This window comes from Geminocystis sp. NIES-3709 (assembly GCF_001548115.1).
Taxonomy (GTDB): domain Bacteria; phylum Cyanobacteriota; class Cyanobacteriia; order Cyanobacteriales; family Cyanobacteriaceae; genus Geminocystis.
Genome location: NZ_AP014821.1, coordinates 807,575 through 831,790 on the forward strand (window position 1 = coordinate 807,575; position 24,216 = coordinate 831,790).

Here is a 24,216-nt window from a genome sequence, read left to right on the forward strand (position 1 = left end):
ATTAATTTAACTAAGGTGATTTCTGAAAAAGGATCTACCCAAAAAATCAAAATTTTGCGATAATCATAGCTGTACAATAAAGATAATTGGCGTTACGTTTAATGGATCAAGCTATTGAATTAACACAATCTCAGATTGAAGATATACGAATGGCTGCAAGTAAAATGTATGGTGCTTTTCGCCGCTCATTTCAAGCAGAAAGAATTTGGGGATGGGGGCGAGATAATGTTCAACTTGGTTTGGAAGAAGAACGTACTGGTATTATTTGTTGGGAGCAGGTCAAATTTGCCGAACAAAAAAACTACTTGACAAAAGAACTAAAATGGTTTTTGGTTAACTAAATTAATCTTAATTCTCTTATTTTCTTTAAAAATGATCCCTGAACAACAAGCACAACTGAATCTACATATTCGAGCTATTGCCAATATTCTTTATCAACAATCTGATGTTAATCAACTTCATAATTTGGCTACTATAGAAGAAACTATTCGAGAACAAACCCTTAAATATATTACTCCACAAATAGGATTTTTTTTATCCAAAACATCACAAACACCCAATCGGGAAGAACCCGAAACATCAGAAGTATAATTGGGGAATTACCCATTACTGAAAAACAAGCCATTAGATTAAATTTAAAAACAAATCAAAGAATTAGTCCTTACCTGGAGAAAAAAGAGAAATACTTGATTGGTATCATTTGATGGAAAACTTAAACAAAATGGGAGGAAGTAGGAAAAGATTAAAGGAAGCAGAAAATTTGCTTTGGTGTGGGAAAATAGATGAAACAATCACATTAATGTCACAGGTGAAGAAAAAAAAAGCAGAAAATTTCTGTAACTATAGTCATTAAAAATAAGAATGAGACACTTAACTGTCACAATAACTGCGGATTATTTCATCTAAACTAATATCTTCTTTACTATACATTCTTGCCCTTTTTAATGCACTAAAATCATGTTCAATATCATTAAAGTCAGGAGAATAAGTTGGCAAAAATATCACTTGATGCCCTGCATTTTTTACTAACTCTTTTATTTTATTTTTTCTATGAATTGGTGCATTATCCATGATCAGTATTGAAAATTCTTTCAGGGATGGTAATAAATATTTTACAAGCCACCCTTCAAAACTTTCTGCATTTAAACTTCCTCTGAAAATCATTGGTGCAATAAAGTCTCTTTCTTTTTTTCTTCTTCCTGCTACTAAACTTTCTCTTTTTCCTCGTTTTCCTTGCTTATTTCCATAAATTTTTTTCCCTTTTTTTGACCATCCATAAATACAACTACTTTTTTCTTCAAACCCAGATTCGTCAATAAATACAAGACTTTTGATGCCATGTTTTTTTACTAATTCTCTTATTGTTATTAAGTATTTTATTCTCTCTGTACTATTTCTCTCTCTATAGCGTAACTGTTTTTTTTTCTAGTAATCTTCATTCTTTTAAAAGCATAAGATATAGCGGGAACTGTTACTCCAAACTTGTTTGCTCTCTCAATTAATTTATCATCGGGATTTTCTATCACATCACGGTATAATGCTGACCAATTTAATTTGCGATGTCGATATTTCACGATAGTTGGTTTTAAGTTTTCTCTGGTTAACCAGCGATATATTGAAGCTCTTGATACCCCGAAAATTCTACTTGCTTTAGTTACACTACCTTTATTCTCTACATCGTCAATAACCTTTTCTCTCAATTCTAAATTATGATACATTATAGTATTAGTAAAATCTGAATATTTGTTGATTTTAATTCTATCACTAACTGTCTCAGTGTTATTTTAAATAACTATATTTGGAGACTCATAGAGAGCGGATTGTTAACTACGGTTATTATTAGGAAGAACAAATTTGTTCTATTGGTTCAGGAGCGGTAGAATCAACGGTAAAGCAAATAGATAGGCGACTCAAAATTTCAGGTGCACAATGGAACAAAGAAAACATCGCTCAAGTACTCAAACATAGATGTGCATATCTCAATAATTGTCTTTAAGCAGTCAATAGTACTTTTGTTTCGCATAACTGACTTTCTCCCTGTAGAAACTATGTTAGCTTGGGCAAAAACCATGACATGGAAAGGATTAAGACCAATTGTTAACTTCAGTGAGAAAGTATATGAAAAAGGAATCTCTTTAACAAAAAAAGAAATGAAAAACATTGAAATGCACTTGGAACGTAATCCAGACTTGCCAAAATGGGATATTCTTATCCGATCTTCTTAGCGGGTAATTTCTTTCTAAGAAATCACCTTAAGTGAATTATAAAAATAATTAATGATTAATTATTAAAGGATCAACTATCTAGTTTTAACTAATTTTCTTTGGTTGAACTGAAGGTTAATTTAACACTGCCACGACTGATATATAAACTTTAAAGATAGGAAAGATTGCAAAATCACATAGAATTAAATATTATAGTTATGGTAAAATTTAGCAAGTTAAATACAGACAATAAAATGTCAAAAAAATCATTTTTAAAAGGGCTATATATTTTTTGTTTAGTGTTATTAGGAATAATCTATTTTCCCTCTATAACAAGAGGAAATAATAATCCAAAGATTTTAGTAGGTGCAGCGGCTAGTCTTCAACCAGCTTTAAAAGAATTCAGTAAAAAATATCCTCAAAATGTTGACTATAGTTTTGCCTCTTCTGGTATTTTACAACAACAAATTGAACAAGGAGCTCCTATTGATGTATTTATTTCTGCTTCATCGAAACAAATGGATACTTTAGAGAAAAAGAATTTATTATTATCTAATAATAGAAAAAATTTATTACTTAATCAAATTGTCTTAATTACTCCTCAAAAAAATTCTTTATCTTTAACTAATTTTTCTCAATTAGCACAACCAAAAATAAAATTAATTGCAATTGGTGAACCACGAAGTGTACCCGCAGGACAATATGCCATAGAAGTATTTAAAAACTTAGGAATTTTAGCCTCCTTAGAATCTAAATTTGTATTTGGAAATAATGTCAGAGAAACTTTAACTTATGTAGAAACAGGAAATGCTGATGCAGGAATTGTCTATTTGACTGACGCTAAAAGTTCTGATAAAGTAAAAGTAATAACGATCGCAGATAAAAAGTTACACACATCAATTATTTATCCTGTGGCAGTCATTAAAAGTAGTAAATCTCAGCAAACAGCAAAAAAATACTTAGAATCTTTACAAAGTAAAACTGCTAGAAAAATTTTTCAAAAATATGGATTTGGCATCGCTAAATGACAATTAATTTATCTCCTTTATGGATTTCTTTAAAAGTATCATTATTTGCCAGTATAATTACTTTTATTTTAGGAATTACTATTGCCTATACACTATATCAATATAAAGGAAAATGTCGATCGCTAATTGAAACAATTCTACTTATTCCCCTTGTTTTACCGCCTACTATTGTAGGCTTTTTAATATTAATATTTCTAGGAAAAAATACCATTATTGGTCAAATATTATCACGATGGAATTTTAATATTATCTTTACATGGTATGGTGCTGTCATTGCCTGTATAATTATTGGATTTCCTTTAATGTTTCGATCGACTTTAGGTACGTTTGAACAAATTGATTCATTGTTATTAGATGCGGCAAGAGTTGAAGGTGTATCAGAAATTGCGATATTTTATCATATTACTTTACCCTTAGCTTTTCGTGGAATTTTGTCAGGTATAATCTTATCTTTTACTCGTATGCTAGGAGAATTTGGTGCAACTTTAATGGTAGCTGGAAATATCCCTAATAAAACTCAAACAATTCCTATGGCTATTTATTTTTCCGTACAAGCCGGAGAATTTAAAGAAGGTTGGTTTTGGGTTATTATTCTTTTGTTTTTTTCATTTTTTACTATTTTTATTGTTAATAATTTATCTCGGTATAAATTATAGGTTTATTCAGTAAAATCACAGTATTATTTCATACATTTAAGCAAAAAAAGATGGTAAAATAATAAATAATTAAATTACCAAATTACATCATTAATTATTAGTAATCAAATTAAGCCGCAACAGCTAAGGCTTCTTTTCCGTGCGATCGTAATAGTTCCATTAATTCATCACGATAGTCATGAAATTGGCTATGACGCTTGACTTGAGCATTCCGTTCTGGTAAATTAATACTCATCTCTTTTCTGACTGTACCCGGACGAGAACCTAAAGCATAGATTCGATCGGATAAAAATACAGCTTCTTCTACATCATGGGTGATCATAAAAATAGTTAACTTCGTGCGTTTCCACAAGTCCAAAATAAATTCGTGCATAGATTCTTTGGTGTGAATATCCAATGCACCAAAAGGTTCGTCCATTAGTAATACTTTGGGTTCTGAGGTTAATGCACGGGCAATCGCCACTCGTTGTTTCATACCTCCCGACAATTCTTTTGGTAAAGATTTCGCAAAATTAGTTAACCCTACTACACTTAAATAATAACTAGCTTTTTCTTTGCGTTCTTTTTTTGATACTCCTTGTAATTTCAAACCAAATTCAGTATTTTCTTGTACATTTAACCAAGGATAAAGAGTATAATGTTGAAAAACCATTCCTCGATCGGGACCGGGAGAAGTGATCGTTTTTCCGTCAATTTTTACTTCTCCAAAACAAGGTTTATCTAATCCAGCTATTTGACGTAATAAAGTTGATTTACCAGAACCTGAAGCACCGACAGCACAAATAAATTCTCCTTCTTTTATGGCCATATTAATATCTTTTAATACAGCTAATTTACCATTTTTTGTTTCAAAATTTTTATGTAAATTACTTATTTGTAAAAACATGATTTTTCTCCAAGATTAAACTAAATTTAATTAAAATTAACGTTTTTGACTAGACCAATTACAGGAAAGTCTTAAAGCATATTGAAACAATAAATCTAAAGATAAACCGATAATTCCAATGACAATTAAACCGACAAAAATTTCGTCAGTTCTCAGAAATCTTCCAGCTACACTTATCCGTCTTCCTAAACCTTCCGTTGACGCAATTAACTCTGACACGATTACTAATTGCCATGCGGCGGCTAAATTAATGCGACAAGCATCAAGAATGCCGGGCAAAGAATGGGGTAAAATCACTTGAGTTAAAATCTGCCAACGATTACCCCCTAAAATATACGTTGATTCGATCAAATCTTTTGATACAAATTTTACAGTATCCATAACCATTAACGCATTAAAGAAAAATACACCTATAAATATAAGGGTGATTTTTGGTTCTTCTCCAATACCGAGATAAAGTATAAGAAGGGGAATAAAGGCAGGTGCCGGCATATAACGCATTAAACCAAATAGAGGCTCGAATAATGCTCGAATACTGGCAAAACTACCCATTAAAATCCCAATGGGAATAGCGAATAAGGCGGCAAAGAAAAAACCAAATCCCACACGCCACAAACTAGCTATGGTATCTTTCTGTAAATCACCACTATTCCACAATCGCCCAAAAGCCTGTAAAACTCTACCCGGAGATGGTAAAAATTTGGGATCAATATCACCGATAGTTGTAATTAACCACCAAACCACAAAAGGAATAGCGATCGAGGCAATGGTTAGGGTAATATATAAGGGTTTGGGAATATCCTCCGATAAGCGCCAAAAACCGTTAAGTATATTTGCTTTGCTTTTTTCCATGTTTTTGGTTATCATCATAATTACTATTCTTTTTTTGCATGATGTTCTCAAGTTCGTATAATTAGGAGTTGCACTATTAGAGAATTAGATTATTTCTCACCAAGACACAAAGGGTATTAGAAAGAGTGTTAAGTGATTAAATGAACTTGATTTTGGTTAGTTTTAATCGAATTTACAAGAGAATGTTAACTTTTAGTTTTGTTCTTTTCTGCATAGGCTTTGACAAATCGATCGTCAAAAATATTAGTAATATCTGCAGGTTGAGTTGCTAATCCCACATCTACTAAAAATTTACTCATTTCTTGACCAGAAAAATAAAGAGATTTCATATCATTACCCTCCTTAAATGCCTCTAAATTTTCCTCAATAGTGAATAATTTTGTCCCTCCTGCATATTCTTTATATTCATCAACGGAAACTCCTGCCCGTTTTGCCATAATTTCATTAGCTTGATCTGGGTTTTGTTGAATATAGTCTAAGGTAGCGAACCAAGAATCAACCATTGCCTGTACTTGTTCTGGGTTTTCCTCTACAAATTTACGGGTAAAAACAAGGTGATCGGAAATTGAACCGGGGAAATCCTTAGAACTAAATAATTCTTTACTATTTGGACGAGTTAAGGCTTGAGTCGTAAAGGGTGCAAACACTGCCACCGCGTCAACTTGCCCTGCCACAAATGCTGCTGCAGCTGAACCTGTTTCAAGGGGTACAAATTCAATATCATCAGGAGATAAACCTGCTTCCTTCATGCCCAAAAGTAAGAGAAAATGATCTACGGTGCCTTCTTCTGCTGCTACTTTTTTGCCTTTCAAATCTTGAACAGAATTAATCCCTTCACTGACGATGATTTTATCGTTACCTGTGGAGTTGTCATTGACTAAGACTACTACTTGATCAGCACCTCCGGCGATCGAATTTACAGTATCTCCTAATGTTTGACTATTTGCGTCAATTTGTTGAGCATTTAAAGTACTAATAGATTCAAGATAACCGTCAAACCACTTGAGATCAACCTTGACATTATTTTGATCAAAAATACCTTGATCATTTGCTACTTGCCAAGGAAACCAACCAGGCCAAGCACTAAAACCTAATCTGACTTCAGTTTCAGTGGAAGTGTTTGGAGTTGTCGGGGTTTCTGTGTTAGTCTGACTATTAGATGCGGGGTTAGAACAAGCTACACTTAAGCTAACAGTTGCCAAGAATATGACAATATATGATAAGAGCGATCGTCGTTTCATGGTTATAACTCTCAAAAGATTAAATGTTGATCAAAATGAAAAATTAATTGAGTTGAATAATTGCTAATAAATTTTTTAAACAATGGTAAACTCTTTTATTTGTGAGTTTTTGCGATCGTTAACCTGATTTTTGACCCAAGTAAACCACTCGTTTAAACCCATTTCTGTCTTACTGGATACAGGAATAATAGTTACATCAGGATTCATTTGTCTGACATTATTAATTAATTTATCCAAGTCAAAATCCAAATGTGGTGCTAAATCCATCTTAGTAATGAGGAGGCAATTGGCTTCTTGAAACATAATGGGATATTTAAGGGGTTTATCTTCCCCTTCGGTGATGCTCAATAAAGCTACTTTTGCGTGTTCACCTACTTCAAACTCCGCAGGACATACTAAGTTACCAACGTTTTCTACCCACACCAGATCAAATTGTGAGGGATCATATTTAGCGACTAATTGATGAATACCTCCCGATACCATCTTGGAGTCTAAATGGCACGATCGACCCGTATTAATGGCGATAACAGGCACATTATGGAGGCGTAATCGATCAGCATCTAATTCTGTCGTCATATCCCCTTCAATTACAGCCATTTTCAGATCTTGATTAAGAAGAGAAAGAGTTTTTTCGAGTAAAGCGGTTTTCCCAGCCCCGGGGCTACTCATAAGGTTGAAGCAAGTAATACCCCATTCGTCAAAGTGCGATCGATTGTGATCAGCACCTGCTTGATTGGCATGGAGTAGATTAATTTCTAAAGCGGCATCGAATGTTTGGTGCATAATAATTAGGAATTAGGAATTAAGAATATAAAAGTCCCCTTTTGTAAGAGGGATTTAGGGGGAGCAAACACAAGAATACTCAAGTCGATCGATTTTTAACTCTCTACCAGAGCGAATGTCATCCATAGGGGAATGACACTTAGGGCAGAAATACTGTAAACCGATTTCAGGTTTGTATTCTTCTTGGCAATGATGACAATAAGCCACTAAGGGAATTTCTTTAATTGCCAATTTTGCACCGTCAAGGAAAGTGTTACGGGTTTGAACTTCAAAGGCAAATTCGAGACTAGCAGGTTCAACTCCTGTAAAATTTCCTACCAATAGATGAACTTTATCGATTTTGTAAGGTTCAGGTTGTGATTCGTACCAGTCTTTTACTGTCATAATTAATGCCTTTGTCATGTCTGTTTCGTGCATGATCCTCTTTTAATTTTTTTCTAAATTTTCAATTCTGCGAGTGAGTTGTAATAATCTTTCCTCATAGTCAATGTGCTTTATTTCATGGGTGATATGAAGATTTAGTAATTGCTCTAAGGCTTGATTTAGTTTCAATTGTTCATCATGGAGTTTGATTTGAGACTCCTGTAACTTTAATTGAGACTCCTGTAAACCTCTTTGAACAGCTAACATACCCTCAATCGTATTTTGAATGTCCTCTATATTCATCGTCTTAATCTAATATTTGATTAATTCTTAGGATAATTCATAGATTTAATCATCGACAGATAACTTTTCTTAAAATCTATAGGTAATGGGAATATAGTCAGGTTTCTGCTCAATACGATTCAACCAAGAAAGAATTGAGGGAAACGATTGTAAATTAAATCCTCCTTCTTCTGCTACATGGGTATAAGCATATAAAGCAATATCGGCAATGGTATATTGTTCATTGACAAAAAATGATCTTGTTTGCAAATGTGCTTCCATTATTTTTAAAGCATGGTATCCTCCTTGTTTTTTTTTCTCTAATTCCCTTTGATATTCTTCAGGTTGATTGAGAATTGTTAACCAATATCGAGAAGTTGCTATATATGGTTCATGACTGTATTGCTCAAAAAATAACCATTGCATTACCTGAGCGCTATACCATGAATCAGAAGGAAAATAGGAAGTATTTTGACTTAAGTGGTAAAGAATAGCGTTAGATTCAGCTAAATATTGATTAGGAGAAATTTCTAATACTGGTATTCTACCATTGGGATTTTTCGTCAAAAACTCAAACTTTCTTGTTTCTTCTCTTAAAATATCAACTTCTATCCAATGAAAAGGAATTTTGAGTTGACTTAATAGCAATCGTACTTTGTAACCATTTCCCGAAGGCAAAAAATCATAAAGACGATACATTTTACTTAACTCCAAGGCTCATCAACCACTTGGGCTTCTTCATGAATATAGTAGGGTTTCTCTTTGCGAGGTAACTGCCCAGAAACGACTAAATGAGCCATCGTATCGCAAATAACACGGGTTGCCATTAAAGAAGTCATATCACTAACATCATAGGGAGGTGAAACCTCCACTACCTCAATTCCGCAAACAGTCGTATTTTGGACAATTTTCTTAAGCAAGTATAAAGCCTCACGAGGTAATAATCCTCCCGGCTCAGGCCAACCCGTACCCGGCACAAAACCTGCGTCTATACAGTCAATGTCAAAGCTAATCCAAACACAATCAGTACCATCCGTTGCTTTTTCGATCGCAAAATCGGCGGCCGCATCTAAACCCATCTCCATAATATCGGTGACAGTAAGGATATTAGTAGCCCTTTCACGACATACTTTGACACCCTGACGAGGCACTTGCCAACCGCCAATACCGAGTTGTACAAGGTTTTTTGCTGGTGCATTTGCCATATTAGTCGCATGAAACCAAGGGCAAGTGTGCATTCTTTCGTCTAAGTCTGTCTCTTGAGTGTCCACATGGCGATCGAAATGGATGATTCCCACCTTCTTATCTCCCAAGTGCCGACAAATACCTCTGACGGTAGGAAAACCAATAGAATGATCTCCTCCTAAGATAATAGGAAATGCTCCTGACTTGAAAATATGGGCAATACCTTTGGAGATTTGATCGAAAGATTTTTCGTTGTTAGCAGGAATAGTAAATATATCGCCCACGTCACAGAGTTTAATTTGTTCCCTTAAATCGACTCCCAACTCAAAGTTATAAGGAGTATATAAGGCACTAATACGGCGAATACCTTGAGGGCCAAATCTAGTACCGGGGCGGTAAGTAGTACCAGAATCATGGGGTACACCAACGATCGCTATATCATAGTTACCAACTTTATGGACATCCTCTATATAAGGTGCTTTGAGAAAAGTATTGATACCGGCATAGTGGGGTAATTCTCCACGGGAGAAAGTGGAAATAGTGCGATCTTTAATACTGTCAGCCGCTTCTAATCCATAATTTAAACCGTCTTGTACTTCCTGTTGCCAACCTGTAAAAGATAATTGAGTCTCCTTTTGCAGTGCTTTTTGAGCTTCACTTTCTGGTTGATTAGTCATGGGATATTCTCCTTTACTTATAAATACAAATGACAAAGCCCAGAAGGGTGACAGTCATACCATCACTTCCTCCCGGGCTTTTCTCCCTCCGTGTAGCTACTTTTATCGTTGTCTTTTCTAAAAATCTTTTTAGTAGCTCGTTTCTCTCGGACCAGCCATGTCTTAGCATCGGAACCCTAGAAACCTTCTTTATTGCTTTATTTTGGCTATAGGATACCAAACCCCCCGAAGGCATTACTGTATATAAATATACTAAATTCAAAAAATATTTTGACTTTTTATAACCGAATATATCCGCCCTAACAATTATTTATAAACTTTTAAATATATCGATAATAATTCTAAAAGTTTCTTTATTTCTAAATTCTAAATTTTGACTCAATCAAAATCTTAAAACTCACGGAACATAGCTATATCAATAATTTTGTTTGTATAACTAATAAATAATTATTTTGTATTGTTAAGATTTATACTGAGTACTTATACTTATTTTATATCTGAAATCAAAAATTGTAGCAATTATTAACAATTATCTTTTTTTGATACTTTTTAATGGTGATTTTAACAATTTTATAAGAATAATTACCTAAAGTCGATCTAGCCCAATTAACCTAAAACCCTATAAATTACTAAGATTTTAAGAAATGTATCAATATTTTTTAGTTATTTTTTGCTTTTATACAAATTTATAGTAATTAAAGTATAAAAATTGTAAAATAAAGAATAATAAACTTTTATAGGTGATTAAAGACACTGAAATAATTATTAAGAATTTATAATCATAATTACTTTTATTTAGTACCTAAACTGAAACTTGCACCCCTTTTCATTTCTAAAAAATTAGTCAATAATGCCATTAGTGCAAATAAATCAGGAATTATAAAAACATGACTTTGACATTAGCAGTTTACGGAAAAGGCGGTATCGGCAAATCAACCACCAGTTGCAATATTTCTACAGCTTTGGCTAAACGGGGTAAAAAAGTATTACAAATTGGATGTGATCCAAAACATGATAGCACTTTCACTCTCACGGGTTTTTTAATTCCCACGATCATCGACACTCTACAAGAAAAAGATTTTCACTATGAAGATATTTGGGCAGAAGACGTTATTTATAAAGGTTACGCAGGTGTTGATTGTGTAGAGGCAGGTGGCCCTCCTGCTGGTGCTGGTTGTGGTGGTTATGTGGTAGGAGAAACCGTAAAACTGTTAAAAGAGTTAAACGCTTTTGATGAATATGACGTGATTTTATTTGACGTATTGGGTGACGTGGTATGCGGAGGATTTGCCGCACCTCTCAACTATGCTGACTATTGTTTAATTATCACTGACAACGGTTTTGATGCGTTATTCGCTGCCAATCGTATTGCGGCATCCGTCAGAGAAAAAGCGCGTACCCATCCCCTCAAGTTAGCTGGTTTAATCGGTAATCGCACCTCTAAACGAGATTTGATTGATAAATATGTTTCCCATGTGGCAATGCCTGTATTAGAAATTTTACCTCTGATTGAGGACATCCGAGTATCGAGAGTTAAGGGTAAAACCTTGTTTGAAATGGCGGAAAAAGATCCTAGTTTAGATTATGTTTGTCAATATTACCTTAACATTGCTGATCAGATTTTAGCTTTACCTGAAGGAGTTGTGCCTAGTGAAGCACTCGATCGAGAGTTATTTGGATTACTTTCAGATTACTACTTAAATCCTCCTGCGGATGCGCCTAAACAAGAAAAAGACGAATTAGAGTTAATGATGGTATAAATCAATTAACAATTAACAATTGTTTTTATCTTTTTAGTGTATGGGAATTGTGGAAGAATTTGAAGAATTAAAACCGATTTTACAAGAAAAATGGTTAGATTTTTACTCACAAAATCAAAGTGTAATTTTGAGATATTTTAAAAATTCAAGCCTTATTAAATATGAATCAATTTTAGGAATTTTAATAGGTCTTGAACCAAAACTGCCAATAGCTATAAATAATTATCTTAACATTTGTGATTATCTTCGCATACAACCTCCATCAATTGACATTTTATTGAATATTTTAGAAATTCCTATTGATGTTAATAGTCTTAATAAACAAGTCAAAGAAAGGCAAGAAAAAATTAAAAACCAGTTAATTGAGCCTCCTTCACCTTTAGATGATTTTAGGAAACAAATAAATCAATCATAATCCTTGTATCTTAAAAACATCACCTTTGAACCTTTGCGAGACATTTCAAAAATTATTGGGTGACAAACAGTAACCCAACCTACAAATAAAAAATAAATTATATAAATAGGAGTAAAAAACCATGACATTAGCCCAAGAAAAACCCATTACCTCAGAATTAAATTTTGAATGTGAAACAGGTAATTATCACACTTTTTGTCCCATTAGTTGTGTTGCTTGGTTATATCAAAAAATTGAAGATAGTTTCTTCCTCGTTATTGGTACTAAAACCTGTGGTTATTTCCTTCAAAACGCTATGGGAGTAATGATTTTCGCCGAACCTCGTTACGCTATGGCAGAATTAGAAGAAGCGGATATTTCTGCTCAACTTAACGATTATAACGAGTTAAAACGCCTATGTGACCAAATTAAGCGCGATCGAAACCCTAGCGTAATTGTTTGGATTGGTACTTGTACCACCGAAATTATTAAGATGGATTTAGAAGGTATTGCACCCAAGTTAGAAGCAGAGTTAGGTATTCCGATCGTTGTGGCTCGTGCTAACGGTTTAGATTATGCTTTCACTCAAGGAGAAGATACTGTGTTGGCTTCTATGGCGAATCGTTGTCCGAAGGAATCGGAAGTAAAACAGGAAGCGGAAAAAACAGAACGTAATGCGATCCAAAAACTGCTCAATTTTGGCAAAAAAGCTGAAGACACGGTTAGTAATGAGGAATATCATAAACATCCACCTTTGGTGTTATTCGGTTCGTTACCTGATCCAGTTGTCACCAATTTAACTTTAGAATTGAAGAAACAAGGGGTAAAAATCGATGGTTGGCTTCCTGCAAAACGCTATACTGAGTTACCCGTTATCGATGAAGGTTATTACGTTGCTGGGGTAAATCCCTTTTTAAGTCGTACCGCTACAACTTTAATGCGTCGTCGTAAGTGTAAATTAATTGGCGCACCATTCCCGATTGGGCCAGATGGTACTCGTGCATGGATTGAAAAAATTTGTTCTGTAGTGGGTGTTGAACCTCAAGGATTAGCTGAAAGAGAAGCTCAAATTTGGGAAAATATACAGGATTATGTCGATATAATCAAAGGTAAATCAGTTTTCTTCATGGGCGATAATTTGCTCGAAATATCTCTTGCTCGTTTTCTTATTCGGTGTGGTATGACGGTTAATGAAATTGGCATTCCTTATATGGATAAACGGTATCAAAAAGGTGAATTAGATTTTCTGGTACAAACTTGTCAGGAAATGGGCGTAAGTGTACCTACGATCGTGGAAAAACCTGATAATTATAACCAATTGCAAAGAATTAAAGAGATTAAACCAGATTTAGTGATAACTGGTATGGCTCACGCTAATCCCTTGGAAGCGAGAGGAATTAACACAAAATGGTCTGTAGAGTTCACTTTTGCCCAAATTCATGGCTTTACTAATGCTCGTGATATTTTAGAATTGGTAACTCGTCCTTTACGCCGTAATAATAACCTTAAAGATTTAGGTTGGAGTAAATTAGTTAAAGAAGAAGCCAAAATCTAATTTTTAATGATCAGAAACGATCGAAAATAAAAGCCTCTCAATTTATTTTAACTAGGGGGCTTTTTTCCGTGTATATAATTTTATAATTTGGTTAAATCTATCATTAAAATAAGAACTATAATAATAAAAATGGCTCACGAAAATAAAATAAAAATTGCGATCATCGGTACTGGTTTTGGCAAACAAATTCATTTACCAGCTTTTCAAATTCATCCTCGCACAGAGGTTACAGCAATCTATCATCATGATTTAAACAAAGCAAAATCGATCGCTCAAGAGTATAATATTCCCTTTGCTAGTGATAATTTAGAAGATATTTGTTCTTCACCTAATGTAGATGTGGTTAGCATCTCAACACCGCCTTTTTTACATTATGATATGGCAAAAATAGCTCTTGAAAATGATAAACATATTCTGTTGGAAAAACCAATTAATCTTAATAGTAATGAGACTAAAAAATTATGGGAATTAGCTCAGAAAAAAGGTAAAATTGCAGTAACAGATTTTGAATTTCGTTTTATTCCTGCTTGGCAATTACTAAAGGAATATTTAGATCAAGATTTTGTTGGTAAAACTCGTTTAATTAAAATAGATTGGTTAGTAGCTTCTCGTGCTAATCCCGATCGACCATGGAATTGGTATTCTGTTAAAGAAAAAGGAGGAGGTGTATTAGGTGCGATCGGATCTCATGTTTTTGACTATATCAATTGGTTATTTGGCGAAGTAAATACCATTTCGGCTCATTTAAGTTGTGCGATCGAGCAACGGCCTGATCCCTTCTCTGACAACGAATTAAAGCCCGTTACTGCCGATGATACTTGTTTAATTACTCTTGAATTAAAAAACTATACACCAGTACAAATTAACCTAAGTTCTGTCACCTATCAAGGAAGAGGACACTGGTTAGAAATCTATGGAGAAAAAGGTACGTTAGTATTAGGGAGTAGTAACTTAAAAGACTATGTCCATGGTTTCAAACTTTATACTTCTAAGGAAGATAAACCCTTAACAGAGGTGGAAATCCCCAAAAGATTAGCGTTTCCTCAAGTTTACACTGATGGCAGACTAGCACCTTTTATTCGAGTTGTCGATCGATTAGTCACCAGTATAAATACGAATACGAATCTTGAACCATCTTTAAAAGAAGGATTTTATTCGCAATTATTAATGGATTTAACCCATCAATCTGATCAACAAAAACAAAGATTACAAGTAATTTATAGAAGTATTTAAAATAAATGAAAATTAGCTTTTTTTCAGTCTTGAATATAATCTTCTCCTGTTTTTAAAGCGTATTCCGCCCGCATAAACTCTCTACCTAAATAAGCCCCATGATCTAGCATACTCACAGGAGTAGGTTGAGTTTTTTCTAACAAATTAACACAAATTTCCTTCGCTGTTCTACCTGTAAAGGTTTTTGTCGGCATTCTTGGTTTACTACCTTTACAAGCTATAACTTCTCCTGTATCTGGATCAACAGCCAATCCTTGATCATTTATAGCGTTAGTATAATGATCTGCACAAATTAATCCGTCTTCTCGATTTATATATATAATAAAGTAACCGTCAGGATCTAACTGTATATCCCTTTTTGATAGTTCATTGTCTAATTCTGTTAATGATAAAGTTGCTGTCATAGTGAATTTTTTTCGTTTATTTCCTTTCTTAATTGTCCATTTTTCCTTGCCAATTGGCAACAAGTTTTTTACTTAACATTTCTATTTGTTTTATTTTAGGATTCAACTCGATCGATCTTCGCCATTGATAAGGTATATTCCTATAACCATGATATAAACCTAATAAATATCCTGTTAAAATTGCGGTTTCTTGAAATTGTTGATCAAAATAAATACTTCTTTGTAAAGAATTTTTGAGATTATAAGTATTACTGAAAAAAGAATATAAACTTTGATAAATAGCTATGGAATCTTCTTCAAAGTTTTGCTTAAATATTTCATTAATTTTTGTTAATGAGCATTTATTGACAATCAATTTATCTATTAATTTAAAGTGATTAAATATTTTTGAGTTTTCTTGATCTAAATAAGGAATTATTTGAGAAGTTAGGCTATTAAATTCTAAGGATTTACTGAGTATAATATTAACTAATGTTGTTAAAATTTTTACATTATATTTATTATGTTTTTCTTCATTAATTATTATGTCTAATATTTCTATATTTTGATAACTATAAATTATTAAGGGAAAAATCTCGATCGTACTTTTACTTGCCGTGAATAATCGATCTATTTTATGATTATTAATTAAACTGTTTAGTATTTCAAAAGATCTCATCAAAAAAGAATAGTTATCATCTAAAATACCGATATTAACATCTCGATCATTGCCTAAATTTTGTCCGATTAAAGCGGTGGCAAAACTACCTAAAACTTTATCAGTAGATAAATATATTAATGTCATTTTATTCAGGATAATACCATCTAATTTTATACAAATTATAATTGATAAAATATTTATTAAATTGATGAGATTTACGAATTATACTAAATGATTTGCTATCATTTCTAATACTTAAAATAAACAATAAAAAATGAAAGATTGCTAGAGTTTATATTTATTAATTAGTTATATAGCAATTCTTATATTTATGAGGTACTCCAGAGCAGAGTCAAACCCATTGCTATTAAGAAATAGGTGTACCTTACTATTTAGATAAACGCTATATTAAGTATTTTTCCTCAATGGTTAAGTCTGAATTTTTTAGGAGTTTGTATAATTTTTTTTTGCAATGATTTCTTTATATCTTCTAACTTTTTCTGATTATCGATCGGATTTCGTGGTTTCGGCAACTCATTATTAGGCCAACCTTCAACATCACTGCAAACACAGTTAGAATCTTGAACACCTATCTCAATCATCGGTATAGGCATATCACAACGGTAGCAATTGGTTATATCCCATTTCGGGGATAATAATTCTTGAATGCTTTGTACCGTGCCTTCTAAATAACAATCTCCTGTTTTCTTTTCTGCAATTAATGCCCAACATTCTTCAAATTCTACACTATAGCGATCGCCACTAATAATTTTAGAGGGTAATAAAGAGATATTTCGACTAGGAATAATAATTTTTTTTCCCAGTTGAAACCAATATGCTAAGTATTTTTTAACTTCTGTTTCTGATGCCATAATAAACAAGAATTGAGTTTTTACCCATGCTAACTTTTTATGGGTAATATTGCCTAAATCTTCAACTAATTTCCATATTTCAATATTGATTTGATCTTTATTTTGACTCTAAAGTAAAAGAAATTTTCAGACTAGAAATATAATTTCTCCTACTTTTATTTAAGATTACACTTATTTAATAAATTAGATTTTAATAAATAAAATAGGTAATAGTTATCATAATTGACGATTTATTACCTTAAATTAATTTTATTCCTAATTTTTAAAACTATTTACTAGAAATTTTAAATTTATATTAATTATTTAATTTCAATACGGTTACGAAAATCATCGATCGTGCGTTGTAAACCTTCCTTGAGAGGAATAGTTGGTTGCCAACTTAAATAGTGCTTTGCTTTAGTAATATCAGGTTGACGTTGTTTGGGATCATCTTCTGGTAAAGGTTTGTAAACTAATTCAGCATCAGGATTAACCATTTCTTGAATAGTTTGCGCTAACTCTAAAATAGTATATTCCCCCGGATTACCTAAATTTACGGGCCCAATATAATCATTATTCATCAGACTCATTAAACCTTCGACTAAATCCGAAACATAGCAAAAACTGCGAGTTTGTAAACCATCTCCATAAATGGTTAAGGGAATCTTTCTAATCGCTTGGGCGATAAAATTACTAACTACTCTACCGTCTTTTTCTAACATTCTCGGGCCATAAGTGTTGAAAATTCGTGCAACTCGTACTTCTAATTTATGTTCTCTATAATAGTCAAAGGATAAAGTTTCAGCAACTCGTTTACCTTCGTCATAACAACTACGAATACCAATACAATTTACATTACCTCGATATTCTTCCGGTTGAGGATGTACATCTGGATCTCCATACACTTCAGAGGTGGAAGCTAATAAAAACCTAGCTTTAACTCGTTTTGCTAACCCCAACATATTTAACGTACCCATCACATTTACTTTAATCGTTTTGACGGGGTTAAATTGGTAATGAATAGGGGAAGCAGGACAGGCTAAATGATAAATTTGATCTACTTCTAAGCGGATCGGTTCGGTAATATCGTGACGAATTAACTCGAAACGAGGATGATTAAACCATTGTTGAATATTATTTTTTGTCCCCGTATAAAAATTATCTAAACATAATACTTCATGTCCTTGTTCCATAAGTCGATCGACTAAATGAGATCCGACAAATCCAGCACCACCAGTAACTAAAATTCTCATATAATTCCCATGTGAAGAATTTACAATTAATCTATAAATACCTGAGCAAAATTATTGATATAGTAACAACGGGTTTAAGAAGAGACTAAAGTCTTTTACTCTGCCTGTAAACCTTTGAAAAACAATAATCATTTATTTTGCACACCTACTTAAATTAACCTTTATTGGTTACTGTGAGCAAATTTTTTGATCAATTAAATACTTAAAACCCTATGGAATCTTTAAATATTAAATCAGGTGATCGAGTGAGAGTAATCGAGTTACCACCGTATATCAAAACGGCGGATCCTATGCCCATGTTACGATCGTCTAAAGTAATTTGTGTGGGAGAAGAAGGAATTATTTTAAATCCTCGCCCTGCTGGTTATTGGGCAATTCGTTTTACTCAAGGTGCTTTTTTATTGGAGAATAAATATTTTCAATTAATTAACTAAAATGACGGCGAAAACGGAGATCAAGATTAGCTTTTTTGTGTTGATTACAATTAAGGCAAAGAGTCTGTAAATTACTCATATCATTACTTCCACCTTTCGCTAAGGGAATAATATGATCAATACTTAAAGTAGTTTCTTCAAGTTTTTTTCCACAACTTTGACACTGATATTTATCTCGATTATAAATATATTTTCTCACTTCGATCGGGATAAGAATACGGGGAGTTTTTTCCATTTTTTTATAATTATAGTCATTAAAAATAAGAATGAGACACTTAACTGTCACAATAACTGCGGATTATTTCATCTAAACTAATATCTTCTTTACTATACATTCTTGCCCTTTTTAATGCACTAAAATCATGTTCAATATCATTAAAGTCAGGAGAATAAGTTGGCAAAAATATCACTTGATGCCCTGCATTTTCTACTAACTCTTTTATTTTATTTTTTCTATGAATTGGTGCATTATCCATGATCAGTATTGAAAATTCTTTCAGGGATGGTAATAAATATTTTACAAGCCACACTTCAAAACTTTCTGCATTTAAACTTCCCCTGAAAATCATTGGTGCAATAAAGTCTCTTTCTTTTTTTCTTCTTCCTGCTACTAAACTTTCTCTTTTTCCTCGTTTTCCTTGCTTATTTCCATAAATTTTTTTCCCTTTTTTTGACCATCCATAAATACAACTACTTTTTTCTTCAAACCCAGATTCGTCAATAAATACAAGACTTTTGATGCCATGTTTTTTTACTAATTCTCTTATTGTTATTAAGTATTTTATTCTCTCTGTACTATTTCTCTCTCTATAGCGTAACTGTTTTTTTTTCTAGTAATCTTCATTCTTTTAAAAGCATAAGATATAGCGGGAACTGTTACTCCAAACTTGTTTGCTCTCTCAATTAATTTATCATCGGGATTTTCTATCACACCACGGTATAATGCTGACCAATTTAATTTGCGATGTCGATATTTCACGATAGTTGGTTTTAAATTTTCTCTGGTTAACCAGCGATATATTGAAGCTCTTGATACCCCGAAAATTCTACTTGCTTTAGTTACACTACCTTTATTCTCTACATAGTCAATAACCTTTTCTCTCAATTCTAAATTATGATACATTATAGTATTAGTAAAATCTGAATATTTGTTGATTTTAATTCTATCACTAACTGTCTCAGTGTTATTTTAAATAACTATAATCTTAATTTAATGATGATTCTTCAGGGCAAAATTCTACGGTAACTTTCAATTTTAATTTGCCTTTTTGCCAACCTAAGCTACCAACTTTTAATACTTCTACGTCAACACCGTCATTAATCCATTTTTTACGATTATTATGACTATTTTCTTTCTTTAAATCATTATTAGATATATCGATTAATTTACATTTAATACCTTCAAGTAAATATCCCAATTTAAACATAGATTGTCCCACATAAAAGCGATGTACATCTTCATCGATAATATTAATAGCGTGGGCTTCATTTTCCAAAGGTTGATAATTTTCTGACATGACTTAATTTGATTTTTGACTTACACAAAAAATTATATAATATTTAATCTAAATCTTCATATAAACTAGAGACGGCACAATTAAAATTAACACTTTTTATTACTAAATTTTCTTCTTCAGAAAAAGACTCTAATATCCACAAATTATTATCTTGTTTTGTGAATGAATCTACTCTTTTTTTACTTTGAGAAATAAGCACATATTCCCTTAAACTTTCTATTTTTCTATAGTCAGCAAATTTGTCTCCTCGATCGAAAGATTCCGTACTATCGGAGAGAACTTCTATAATAATTTGAGGATATTTTTTATAATAATTTAAACCTTTATCTTCTTCACTACAAGTAACTATCACATCAGGATAATAAAACACATTTAAACGATCGATTCTTACCTTCATATCTGCATTATAAACCCGACAATTACTACCTTTCAAGTGACTTTTTAACAAAAAAAACATATTTCCTGCAATAGTAACATGAGCCGAACTTGCACCAGGCATTTCGTAAACCTCACCATTAATATATTCATGTTTGATTAAATTAGTTTTTTCCTGAGATAAATATTCTTCGGAAGATAATTTTTTAACGTCTTGAATAGCTATCATTTTATTTACCTAATTATTCTTATTTTATGGTTACTATAGCAAATATTTTTAGTTAATCTTCTGAATTTAATAGAAGAAGGGGGGAATATTATTCAACCCCTACAAACAAAAATGTTTGGTTTTAAAAACCTACTTTTAATTTGATTCGTTAATGTCAATTAATGGTAATTTTCGTTCGTAAACTTGCATGGCTTCTAAGCAATTATTAATGCTAGAAATCCCTTGATTATAAATTATACAATCTTCTTTTATTTCTGTCATTAATTGTTGATTATAAGCTAATTTTTCTTTGACTTCTTGTTCTAAATTTTGTTGTAAATTTTCTCTCGCTAAATCATATTGATCTAAAATATTTTCTCGTATTTGTTCTGCTAATGGTAATAAATTTGTCTTGAGAGTTTGATTAATTGATTGCCGAAAAACTTCTCGAATTGTTTTGTTTACTTTTGGCTCAAAATCCAATTTTAACAGTTGACGAATAGCTGGTTCTGCCTCTACCATTGCAGATACATCATAGGTTTGTGATGTCTGTTTTAATGTCTCCCGAAATTGATAGATAGAAAATGTACCTTCACTATAAAACTGTGGTGTTTCTCTTACATATCGATCGCACTCTGTCGTAGCAACAGTTGTCAGACCGTAGTATAAATTATTCTCTAAAACATTGAATTGATTTTCAATGCCACTATCATTACCTAATAAACGATAAAGTTGACGATAACAATCCTGTTGACGTACATCAAGAGTTAAATTAGTAATCAAGTTTTTAACTAAGTCTTTTAATTCTTCAACTAAAACATCTTCAAGGGAATTTGCAAGATAATATAAAGCCTCCACTAAAACTGCAATTAAAGGTGCTGTAGAGTTTCTAGGATGTGCTTTAACGGCTAAACTATAGGTATCACTCACTGAAAATGTTTGTAATAATTCATCTAATCGATTGACAAAACGTGTTTGCATTTTATTAAAATCTTGATTAAATAACTTATTTTCTTGATTAACAATTTCGTTTATTTCTTTTTCTATATAACGATAAAATTCATCGCCAATTTGCTGTAATTGAGTGTTTAAACGAGCTAATTCTTGTTGTTTCATTGCCTCAATTTCTTGAGGTTGACTATCTAAATCTGTTTGTTGATTTTGATAAAATTTCTTGATAGCAATGGCAATAGGTTGTAAATCATCAGCTAAATTAGTAAATAATTGTGGTCTTTTTTCTTCTGTTAAATAACGGGTAATTTCTTGTTTAAAATTATCAATTCCACTATCATTTATTAACTGATCAATTAAGGGCATTCCCCATTCACTTAAAATTCTTAAATAGTTTTGATTAGGGGTTTCATAACCATGGACAGAAACTTTAAAATTAGTGCGAGTTAATTTACCAGAGACACAGTAGTTATTAAATTCACTAATGAATTGAGGGGTTTCTTCTTCTCCTCCTAATCCTTTTATACTGTCTTTAAATATGCTATCTAATCCGAATCGATCGTTAAAGGAAGTTTTCTTAATTTGTGTGCCATAAAAACCTAATAATCCACTGGTTTTATAGACTCGATTTGTGTGATTAAATTCTGTAGCAATTAAATGCTCTAATCGTTGTCTTAATTGACCAGAAGACCATGTTTCATCAATGCGATTAAACATATAAAAAACTCGATCTCTGATAGCAGGATTAGATTTAATTTTTTCTAATAAATTCGTCTCCGCTTGAGTTAATTCTCCGGCAGAAGCTGGTTTTAAGACACAAACAACAAGAGAAGTATCAGGATTTTCGATTTTATCATAGGCTAACTTGGCATCTTTTTGAATGGGAGCATCGATACCGGGTAAGTCAACCAAAACGTTGCCATCTTCAAGGAGGGGATGATGACAATAATAATCAAGACGTTTTAAGACAGCTGAATTTTTGCCTCGACGAGCATAAGTTGCCGCTTCTGTGAGATTATTAAAGTTAAATTGCTCCATTGAATAAGTAGCATTAGTATCAAGTTTAATTTTGTCTTTGTTGTCCTCAAAACCTTCTAATAATAGGTTTAAAGCGTTAGCTTGTTTTGCTTCTTCTGACTTGTTAATTCCCCCTTCTTGGTTGATAATTTGTTGGGCTTCTTGCCTTAATTGTTCAATAACATGAATTTGATTAACGTAAATATCGGTTAAGTTGATATTTAAGCGCTTAGAAATCATCAAAATTTGCTCAATAATTTCATTTTCACTCAAGAACGTTAATACTACTTTTTCCTTTTGTGGAGGTGCATATTCGATGTAACATTCAATTCCCGTAGCGTGACCTTCTGCACTATATAATAATTCACGTCCTAATAAAGCATTGATTAACATCGATTTTCCGGCACTAAACGCACCGGCAAAAACTATCTCGAAACGAGGAGATATAGCTTTTCTCAGAGATGTTTCTAATTGGGAAGTATCTTGATGCGATCGAAGTTGTGGATTTTTTTGCAATAATTCAAGTATTTGACTAACTTGGGAAGCCAAATTAAGACATTGGGGAGGAATTTTTGTCATGAAATGATAGTCTAATAAAGTTTCATGTTACTATCATATATTAGAGATTATGTAAAAACAGGAAATTTCAAGATTTAATTAATAATTGTTAATTTGATTTTGGGGAATACAATTTTTAAATTAAGTGTCCATCTTCCAATTCAATAATTCTCTCCGCTACGTCTAAAATACGATCGTCATGGGTAACAATAAGAATCGTACAACCTTGCTCTTTTGCCAATTTTTGCATAATTTCCACCACATCTCGACCAGATTTACTATCTAATGCCGCCGTAGGCTCATCGGCTAAAACTAGCTTGGGGTGAGACACTAAGGCACGAGCGATCGCAACTCTTTGTTTTTGTCCTCCCGATAAATTATCAGGGTAGTAATCAACTCTGTCACCTAATCCCACAGCAGTTAACATTTCGATCGATTTTTCTTTGGCTTCTTTAGGAGAATATTGTGAATGTAGCTCGATCGACATTTGTACATTTTGTCTAGCAGTAAGGGATTTTAATAAATTATGAGCTTGGAAAATATAACCAATATTTCTTCTAGTTTGAATTAATAAATTATTATTAGCATGAATTAATTGTTTACCAAAGACTTTCAAACTACCATGACTGGCAGTTCTTAAAGCTCCCATTAACGTTAACAAAGTAGTTTTTCCTGAGCCAGAAGGCCCTTTCATAATAAGTACTTCTCCTTTTTTTAAAGTTAAATTAATATCAAAAAGAGTTTGTTTTTTAATATTATTATTACTATAATAAAAGTCTAAATGTTCTATCTCAACAACCTTATCATTATCTAACAAACTAATATCATTCGAGATTTCTGTTAAAGTAATCATAATTTATAAAAAAATTTTTCAGTTAATAATTTTAATTAATTAAATAGATATTTTTT

The 24,216-nt window shown here is 32.4% G+C and carries 26 protein-coding genes, 4 pseudogenes and 1 riboswitch; of the genes and pseudogenes, 11 read left to right on the plus strand and 19 right to left on the minus strand.

Annotated features, from left to right (window positions below; all coding sequences use genetic code 11):
• Nucleotides 1-101 precede the first annotated feature (101 nt).
• Together GM3709_RS03460 and GM3709_RS21300 are read left to right on the plus strand one after the other, a co-directional pair.
• Nucleotides 102-341, plus strand: a complete 240-nt coding sequence (locus GM3709_RS03460; RefSeq protein ID WP_066116326.1) for a hypothetical protein — start codon at nt 102-104, stop codon at nt 339-341.
• A 31-nt stretch (nt 342-372) separates the two neighbouring features.
• A pseudogene (locus tag GM3709_RS21300) lies at nt 373-844 on the plus strand (hypothetical protein); the annotation flags it as partial.
• Nucleotides 845-870: 26 nt separating this feature from the next.
• On the opposite strand, the pseudogene GM3709_RS19540 reads toward GM3709_RS21300, so the two are convergent.
• Nucleotides 871-1,718, minus strand: a pseudogene (locus tag GM3709_RS19540) (IS630 family transposase).
• Between the two features lie 77 nt (nt 1,719-1,795).
• Between GM3709_RS19540 and GM3709_RS19545 the strand changes: the two are divergent.
• The 4 genes and pseudogenes from GM3709_RS19545 to modB all read left to right on the plus strand — a co-directional run.
• Nucleotides 1,796-1,996 (plus strand): annotated as a pseudogene (locus GM3709_RS19545) (ISKra4 family transposase); the annotation flags it as partial.
• Entirely contained in the window at nt 1,971-2,225 is a 255-nt protein-coding gene (locus GM3709_RS18910) for an ISAzo13-like element transposase-related protein (RefSeq protein ID WP_255359683.1), read from the plus strand. The pseudogene GM3709_RS19545 and the gene GM3709_RS18910, both read left to right, overlap by 26 nt.
• A gap of 233 nt (nt 2,226-2,458) precedes the next feature.
• Nucleotides 2,459-3,232, plus strand: coding sequence for a molybdate ABC transporter substrate-binding protein (gene modA / locus GM3709_RS03485; protein ID WP_066116333.1), 774 nt, complete (start codon nt 2,459-2,461; stop codon nt 3,230-3,232).
• Nucleotides 3,229-3,888 carry a molybdate ABC transporter permease subunit gene (gene modB, locus GM3709_RS03490; protein WP_066116336.1) on the plus strand — a complete coding sequence of 220 codons (660 nt, stop codon included), beginning with the start codon at nt 3,229-3,231 and terminating at the stop codon, nt 3,886-3,888. Before modA ends, modB begins: the two co-directional genes overlap by 4 nt.
• A gap of 109 nt (nt 3,889-3,997) precedes the next feature.
• Here the strand turns inward: modB and GM3709_RS03495 are convergent, their stop codons facing one another.
• From GM3709_RS03495 to speB, 8 genes are all read right to left on the minus strand, one after another.
• Entirely contained in the window at nt 3,998-4,774 is a 777-nt protein-coding gene (locus GM3709_RS03495) for an ABC transporter ATP-binding protein (RefSeq protein WP_066116339.1), read from the minus strand.
• A 36-nt stretch (nt 4,775-4,810) separates the two neighbouring features.
• On the minus strand, nt 4,811-5,644 hold the full coding sequence (locus GM3709_RS03500; protein WP_231937609.1) for an ABC transporter permease: 834 nt from the start codon (nt 5,642-5,644) through the stop codon (nt 4,811-4,813).
• A gap of 167 nt (nt 5,645-5,811) precedes the next feature.
• A complete protein-coding gene (locus GM3709_RS03505) occupies nt 5,812-6,867 on the minus strand; it encodes an ABC transporter substrate-binding protein (RefSeq protein ID WP_066116343.1) in 1,056 nt (351 codons plus the stop codon).
• Nucleotides 6,868-6,942: 75 nt separating this feature from the next.
• Nucleotides 6,943-7,650 (minus strand): hydrogenase nickel incorporation protein HypB, encoded by a 708-nt coding sequence (gene hypB / locus GM3709_RS03510; RefSeq protein ID WP_066116345.1) that lies wholly within the window; start codon nt 7,648-7,650, stop codon nt 6,943-6,945.
• A 54-nt stretch (nt 7,651-7,704) separates the two neighbouring features.
• The gene (gene hypA / locus GM3709_RS03515) at nt 7,705-8,067 is read right to left on the minus strand and encodes a hydrogenase maturation nickel metallochaperone HypA (protein ID WP_066116347.1); all 363 of its coding nucleotides are present in this window, start codon (nt 8,065-8,067) and stop codon (nt 7,705-7,707) included.
• Between the two features lie 9 nt (nt 8,068-8,076).
• The gene (locus tag GM3709_RS03520; RefSeq protein ID WP_066116349.1) at nt 8,077-8,316 is read right to left on the minus strand and encodes a hypothetical protein; all 240 of its coding nucleotides are present in this window, start codon (nt 8,314-8,316) and stop codon (nt 8,077-8,079) included.
• A 69-nt stretch (nt 8,317-8,385) separates the two neighbouring features.
• Nucleotides 8,386-9,009 (minus strand): glutathione S-transferase family protein, encoded by a 624-nt coding sequence (locus GM3709_RS03525; RefSeq protein ID WP_231937610.1) that lies wholly within the window; start codon nt 9,007-9,009, stop codon nt 8,386-8,388.
• Nucleotides 9,000-10,157: an agmatinase gene (speB, locus tag GM3709_RS03530; RefSeq protein WP_066121697.1), complete on the minus strand. Its 1,158-nt coding sequence runs from the start codon at nt 10,155-10,157 to the stop codon at nt 9,000-9,002. The genes GM3709_RS03525 and speB overlap by 10 nt, the downstream gene beginning before the upstream one ends.
• A gap of 67 nt (nt 10,158-10,224) precedes the next feature.
• Nucleotides 10,225-10,348: riboswitch (guanidine-I (ykkC/yxkD leader) on the minus strand.
• 696 nt (nt 10,349-11,044) lie between these two features.
• Here speB and bchL point away from each other — a divergent pair.
• From bchL to GM3709_RS03555, 4 genes are all read left to right on the plus strand, one after another.
• Nucleotides 11,045-11,917, plus strand: coding sequence for a ferredoxin:protochlorophyllide reductase (ATP-dependent) iron-sulfur ATP-binding protein (gene bchL, locus GM3709_RS03540; protein WP_066116355.1), 873 nt, complete (start codon nt 11,045-11,047; stop codon nt 11,915-11,917).
• A 49-nt stretch (nt 11,918-11,966) separates the two neighbouring features.
• Nucleotides 11,967-12,332: a hypothetical protein gene (locus GM3709_RS03545; RefSeq protein ID WP_144439404.1), complete on the plus strand. Its 366-nt coding sequence runs from the start codon at nt 11,967-11,969 to the stop codon at nt 12,330-12,332.
• Nucleotides 12,333-12,453: 121 nt separating this feature from the next.
• Nucleotides 12,454-13,866, plus strand: coding sequence for a ferredoxin:protochlorophyllide reductase (ATP-dependent) subunit N (locus tag GM3709_RS03550; RefSeq protein WP_066116359.1), 1,413 nt, complete (start codon nt 12,454-12,456; stop codon nt 13,864-13,866).
• A gap of 129 nt (nt 13,867-13,995) precedes the next feature.
• A complete protein-coding gene (locus GM3709_RS03555) occupies nt 13,996-15,099 on the plus strand; it encodes a Gfo/Idh/MocA family protein (RefSeq protein WP_066116361.1) in 1,104 nt (367 codons plus the stop codon).
• A gap of 23 nt (nt 15,100-15,122) precedes the next feature.
• Here the strand turns inward: GM3709_RS03555 and GM3709_RS03560 are convergent, their stop codons facing one another.
• The 4 genes from GM3709_RS03560 to GM3709_RS03575 all read right to left on the minus strand — a co-directional run bounded on the left by GM3709_RS03560 (nt 15,123) and on the right by GM3709_RS03575 (nt 18,247).
• Nucleotides 15,123-15,503, minus strand: coding sequence for a DUF4346 domain-containing protein (locus GM3709_RS03560; protein ID WP_066116363.1), 381 nt, complete (start codon nt 15,501-15,503; stop codon nt 15,123-15,125).
• Between the two features lie 28 nt (nt 15,504-15,531).
• Nucleotides 15,532-16,287: a hypothetical protein gene (locus GM3709_RS03565; RefSeq protein WP_066116364.1), complete on the minus strand. Its 756-nt coding sequence runs from the start codon at nt 16,285-16,287 to the stop codon at nt 15,532-15,534.
• A gap of 278 nt (nt 16,288-16,565) precedes the next feature.
• Complete coding sequence (locus tag GM3709_RS03570) at nt 16,566-17,015, minus strand: hypothetical protein (RefSeq protein ID WP_066116366.1); 450 nt, start codon at nt 17,013-17,015, stop codon at nt 16,566-16,568.
• A 299-nt stretch (nt 17,016-17,314) separates the two neighbouring features.
• Complete coding sequence (locus GM3709_RS03575) at nt 17,315-18,247, minus strand: UDP-glucuronic acid decarboxylase family protein (protein WP_066116368.1); 933 nt, start codon at nt 18,245-18,247, stop codon at nt 17,315-17,317.
• 212 nt (nt 18,248-18,459) lie between these two features.
• Here GM3709_RS03575 and sipA point away from each other — a divergent pair, with 212 nt between their 5' ends.
• Nucleotides 18,460-18,681: a regulatory protein SipA gene (gene sipA, locus GM3709_RS03580; RefSeq protein WP_066116370.1), complete on the plus strand. Its 222-nt coding sequence runs from the start codon at nt 18,460-18,462 to the stop codon at nt 18,679-18,681.
• Here the strand turns inward: sipA and GM3709_RS03585 are convergent.
• From GM3709_RS03585 to GM3709_RS03615, 6 genes and pseudogenes are all read right to left on the minus strand, one after another.
• Nucleotides 18,674-18,916: an HNH endonuclease gene (locus tag GM3709_RS03585; RefSeq protein WP_066116372.1), complete on the minus strand. Its 243-nt coding sequence runs from the start codon at nt 18,914-18,916 to the stop codon at nt 18,674-18,676. The two genes, sipA and GM3709_RS03585, sit on opposite strands and share 8 nt — an antisense overlap.
• 40 nt (nt 18,917-18,956) lie before the next feature.
• Nucleotides 18,957-19,804, minus strand: a pseudogene (locus GM3709_RS19550) (IS630 family transposase).
• 82 nt (nt 19,805-19,886) lie between these two features.
• Nucleotides 19,887-20,198, minus strand: a complete 312-nt coding sequence (locus GM3709_RS03600) for a KGK domain-containing protein (protein ID WP_066116377.1) — start codon at nt 20,196-20,198, stop codon at nt 19,887-19,889.
• Nucleotides 20,199-20,241: 43 nt separating this feature from the next.
• Nucleotides 20,242-20,802 carry a Uma2 family endonuclease gene (locus GM3709_RS03605; protein WP_066116379.1) on the minus strand — a complete coding sequence of 187 codons (561 nt, stop codon included), beginning with the start codon at nt 20,800-20,802 and terminating at the stop codon, nt 20,242-20,244.
• 135 nt (nt 20,803-20,937) lie between these two features.
• On the minus strand, nt 20,938-23,328 hold the full coding sequence (locus GM3709_RS03610) for a dynamin family protein (protein WP_066116381.1): 2,391 nt from the start codon (nt 23,326-23,328) through the stop codon (nt 20,938-20,940).
• A 115-nt stretch (nt 23,329-23,443) separates the two neighbouring features.
• Nucleotides 23,444-24,160 carry a DevA family ABC transporter ATP-binding protein gene (locus GM3709_RS03615; RefSeq protein WP_066116383.1) on the minus strand — a complete coding sequence of 239 codons (717 nt, stop codon included), beginning with the start codon at nt 24,158-24,160 and terminating at the stop codon, nt 23,444-23,446.
• Nucleotides 24,161-24,216 lie beyond the last annotated feature (56 nt).